Raw genomic sequence first — 4,039 nt, forward strand, 5'->3', positions numbered from 1 at the left:
CAGGATGGCCCGGCCCGACGAGCTCGAGGGGGCGATAATCTTTCTCGCCTCGAATGCCTCTTCCTACATGAACGGTTCCGTTGTCGTCATTGACGGCGGCAGAAGCTGCTGGTAGAATAATTGTACGATAAGAAAATATTCCTCGCCACGACATCCATTGAAGAGTTCTGGGATACCTCCGCAAAACTGCTGTTCCTCGGCGAATGGTGCAGGCGCTACAGCAGGAGAGAATATCTGAAGTCTCTCGATACGATAGCGCTCGACCCCCCATATAGCGACGCCGACGTTCCTGGGATCTTCACCTATCTCGACGACGTCTATGAGAGGGCGCTCCCTGTTCTCTCTGGGACGCTCAACTCCCTTCACGGGGTCGATTACTCTGAAAGGTACTGGAGGATACTCGTCGGCACCTGGCTCCTACATTTCATTCATGTCGCCTATGACAGATACCTCCACATTTCAAAGGCCCTGGCGTCGTACCCCGAGCTGGCAACGGTCTGCCTGGACGAGGTCTCTTTCGAAACGCCTGAATCAACCATCGATTTCATGGAGCTTTTGAAGGGAGATACGTATAACCTTCAATTGTTCAGTAGAATTATGAGGAAATTGAACAGGTCTTTCCCCGAAATGAAGATGGATCGGGAACAGTACGCACAGGTGTCCGTACAGAAGGTATCCCCAAACGGCGCAGTCTCACTTACCAAAAGAGTTGTTGCAAAATTCTTTTCCTCACTGGGGGACAAGGAGACGAAGGTTTTTTACCATAATGCATACTTTTCAAGGAACGTAGAGATAAGACTTCTCCTAAGAACCCGGTTTACGCTGTCACCATTCTTTTGCCCGGATGTTGATTTCGGGGGAGGGGTGCAGCAAAAGAAGTCACGGAAGGCAATAAGGGCAGTATCTTTTGGTGAGAACGAATTTGAAAGGATGTTATTTGATCTTATCTCTGGAGAGCTGCCTGTCACCTTTGTCGAAAAGTACGATGAGATCAGGGATTCGGTAAACGGATTGTACCGTCACAAACCCGTCGCTCTGATGAGTGCGACGTCCTGGCATTATCACGATGTCTTCAAGATATGGGCGGGCTCCCAGGCAGAGAGGGGCACGCTGCTCATCGGCCTTCAGCATGGGGGCAACTACGGCATCATCCGGTATTTTCTACAAGAACAACAGGAACTTTCCTCTGTGGACAGGTTCTATTCGTGGGGTTGGACAAGAAGCGGTACCCGCGCTGTCGTGAGGCCTTTGTCGGCCACGAAGCTCATAGGGAGAAAGAAGATGCGCAGGGAGAGGAATAGCCCGGACGTATTGTATGATCTGGCGGTGTGGTTGAGATGCCTCATCCAGTTCCCTCTTACGACGGAGTACTGGCAACGTTACTTTCAAGACATAAACGTGTTCGCGGAAAATCTATCCGACAAGGTCAGATCCAACATGAGGCTCAGGCCGCACAGGGAGGACATGGGATGGGATGTACGGGAGAGGCTGGGGGACGCATTTCCCGGTAATGTTCGCATAGAGACTTGGGACGTGCCTTTTACTAAGAGTTTGAATAATTGCTGTCTTTTCCTCTGTGGTCATCCGATGTATTCGACGACGTTCATCGAAGCGCTGCATATCGATAAACCCACCATCCTCTTTTGCGACCCCTCGTTCGCGGCAAACATGCTTCATCCGGACGCGGTTGAATATTATAGTGATTTGCGCCGGGCCGGAATACTGTTCGACGGTCCGGTGGATGCAGCCAGAGAGGTCAACCGTGTTTACGAGAATGTTGATGAGTGGTGGAGTGAAGACGGGCGGCAGAAAGCCGTCAGAAGGTTTATCGGAAGGTTTGGCAGGGTGTCCGTCAACGCACTGGATGAATGGGTAACGGAGCTGAGGGGAATCGGCAATGGTCGGGAGTATCAACATGGGCACTAGAGAGCAAACGGATATCCTTCTGGTCGTGTCGCCCACAAACGCCAGAGAAGCTTACATGCCGTATTATTACCTTTATTTGGCGGGGTATCTCGAAAAGCATGGCTTTACCGTTGAAGTCTCCAATCCCCACGAGATTCTGTTCGATGATAACGTTGCTCACATCCTCAAGGATGTGCGTCGTTTTCAACCCAGATTTGTTGGTCTAGCCGCCTTTGTCACCGATTATAACGTTGTCCTCGATCTGGCCGAAGAGATACGCGGGGAATACAGCGGGACCATCGTAGTTGGCAATGCTCACGCGTCCATATCCCCCGAAGATTTTCTCTTCGAAGGGAGTCCTTTCGACCTGGTGGTCCGGGGAGAGGGTGAACTGACCGTGAGAGAACTCCTCGAGAGCTACAGGCCCGGGAATGACAACGGACAGATCAGGGGAATCGCTTACCGACATGATGGACAGGTGGTGCAGACCCGCAACAGGGAACTGATGGATCTTCGTGAGTGCGGGATGCCTGCCTACCACAAGATAGACATGACATGGTATACGCAGCCGAGGAAGGTCATCATACGCAGATTGGCTGCCGTCTCAGCAGTTATCTATATAGGCCGCGGCTGCCCCTTTCGTTGTACCTTCTGCGCGTCCAACAGTGTTTGGCAGGCAAACGACAGGGTGCCCGGACTGCCCGTGGTGCGCAAGCGTCCGATGGAGCACGTGATCCAGGACCTGCGTGTTCTTCAGGAGCGTTATGGCTTCGATTTCTTCTACATCCTCGACGATACCTTCGGAGTGATAGAAAAAGACATTGTGGAGTTTTGCACGGCATACCGGGAAAGCGGGTTGAAGATGCTCTGGGCTGCCGAGACCAGGGTGCGGTGCATTCAGAAAGAACATGTCGTAAAGCTCCTCAAAGAGTCCGGTTGCATTCAGCTCGACTTCGGTGTGGAAAGCGGATCGAACCGGCTCCTCAAGGAGATAAAGAAGCTCAATACCGCCGAAGAAACCCTTCTTGCCTTTGATCTGTGCCGCAAGCATGGTATGCGTACTTTTGCGAATATACTTCTGAACCTTCCCACTGAAACTGAAGATGACCTCGGAGCGACCATGCGCCTTCTTAAGATGATCCGGCCAACGTATGTTTCCGTTGGGGTAACGCAGCCTTATCCCGGGACAGAGATATTCCGCAACCTCGCTGAGCCCGTGGCGCGGGAAGATTATCATCAGATGAGCCGCCTGATTCCATCGCAGAGGTTCCGACTGAGCGATCATCGTCTGGATCTCCACAAACTGCTCTTTTCATGGCAGTTGCGGTACGGGATCGTAACCCCTCTCGAAATCAGTTTCTTTCGGGCTGATCGGAGATACTGGCTCCATCTTGTCAATTCACCTCATCGTTCCGGCTATTTACGGTATCTTTTAAGGGATAATATTATCAATCCGGTTCGTTTCCTCAAGTCAGTATGGCACTTCCTCTGGTCACGCAGGGGAGGCAGACGGCCGGAGATGTGAAGACAGTAGATACAATTAAAGGGGATCCTCGAATGACTCTCAACATCGATCTTGGCTGCGGACAGAGGAAAAGGGAAGGGTATGTGGGCGTCGACGCCCTGGCGCTGCCGGGTGTGGACATTGTCCATGACCTCGATGTCTTTCCCTATCCCTTCGACGATAATTCAGCGGAAAAGGTCTGGATGGACAATATCCTGGAGCATCTCAAGGACCCCCTCAAGGTCATGGAAGAGATATATCGCATCAGCGCGAATGGGGCCGAGGTGGTCGTCAGCGTTCCCTATTTCAGGAGCTGTTATGCCACCATCGACCCGACGCACAGGAATTTCTTCGGCGTCTGGTGGTTCAGTTACTTCGACCCTTCGCATCCCTTCCACGATCGGTACAGGTATACCTGTTCGCAGTTCCGGCTGGAGAGGCTGGAATTCGACAGGGAATTCAGGGGCGGCAGGATGGGTATCTTCCACCGCTTCCTTGTCAGGGTGGCCGAGAGACATCCCTATTCATACGAACTGAGATTGTCCCATCTCTTTCCATTGAATTCTCTCACCTATCATTTGAGGGTTATAAAATGAACGGGGAGGTTGAACTCTTGCTGGAAGGCAGAAA

General features: G+C 52.0%; 3 protein-coding genes. All 3 read left to right on the top strand.

What is annotated here, in order from left to right; translation table 11 throughout:
- Positions 1–120: 120 nt before the first annotated feature.
- Genes PHC90_14680 through PHC90_14690 form a run of 3 tightly spaced genes read left to right on the top strand, consistent with a single transcriptional unit; the run spans position 121 to position 4,005 of the window.
- Entirely contained in the window at positions 121–1,926 is a 1,806-nt protein-coding gene (locus PHC90_14680) for an LIC12162 family protein (protein ID MDD3847591.1), read from the top strand.
- A complete protein-coding gene (locus tag PHC90_14685) occupies positions 1,916–3,430 on the top strand; it encodes a radical SAM protein (GenBank protein ID MDD3847592.1) in 1,515 nt (504 codons plus the stop codon). Before PHC90_14680 ends, PHC90_14685 begins: the two co-directional genes overlap by 11 nt.
- 32 nt (positions 3,431–3,462) lie before the next feature.
- Positions 3,463–4,005 carry a methyltransferase domain-containing protein gene (locus PHC90_14690; GenBank protein MDD3847593.1) on the top strand — a complete coding sequence of 181 codons (543 nt, stop codon included), beginning with the start codon at positions 3,463–3,465 and terminating at the stop codon, positions 4,003–4,005.
- Positions 4,006–4,039: the final 34 nt, after the last annotated feature.

This window comes from Syntrophorhabdaceae bacterium, from assembly GCA_028698615.1.
Lineage (GTDB): Bacteria > Desulfobacterota > Syntrophorhabdia > Syntrophorhabdales > Syntrophorhabdaceae > Delta-02.

Excerpts from the sequence above, each read along its gene's own strand:
- PHC90_14685 (MDD3847592.1), top strand. The coding sequence starts at position 1,916 with ATGGGCACTAGAGAGCAAACGGATATCCTTCTGGTCGTGTCGCCCACA.
- PHC90_14690 (MDD3847593.1), top strand. The coding sequence starts at position 3,463 with ATGACTCTCAACATCGATCTTGGCTGCGGACAGAGGAAAAGGGAAGGG.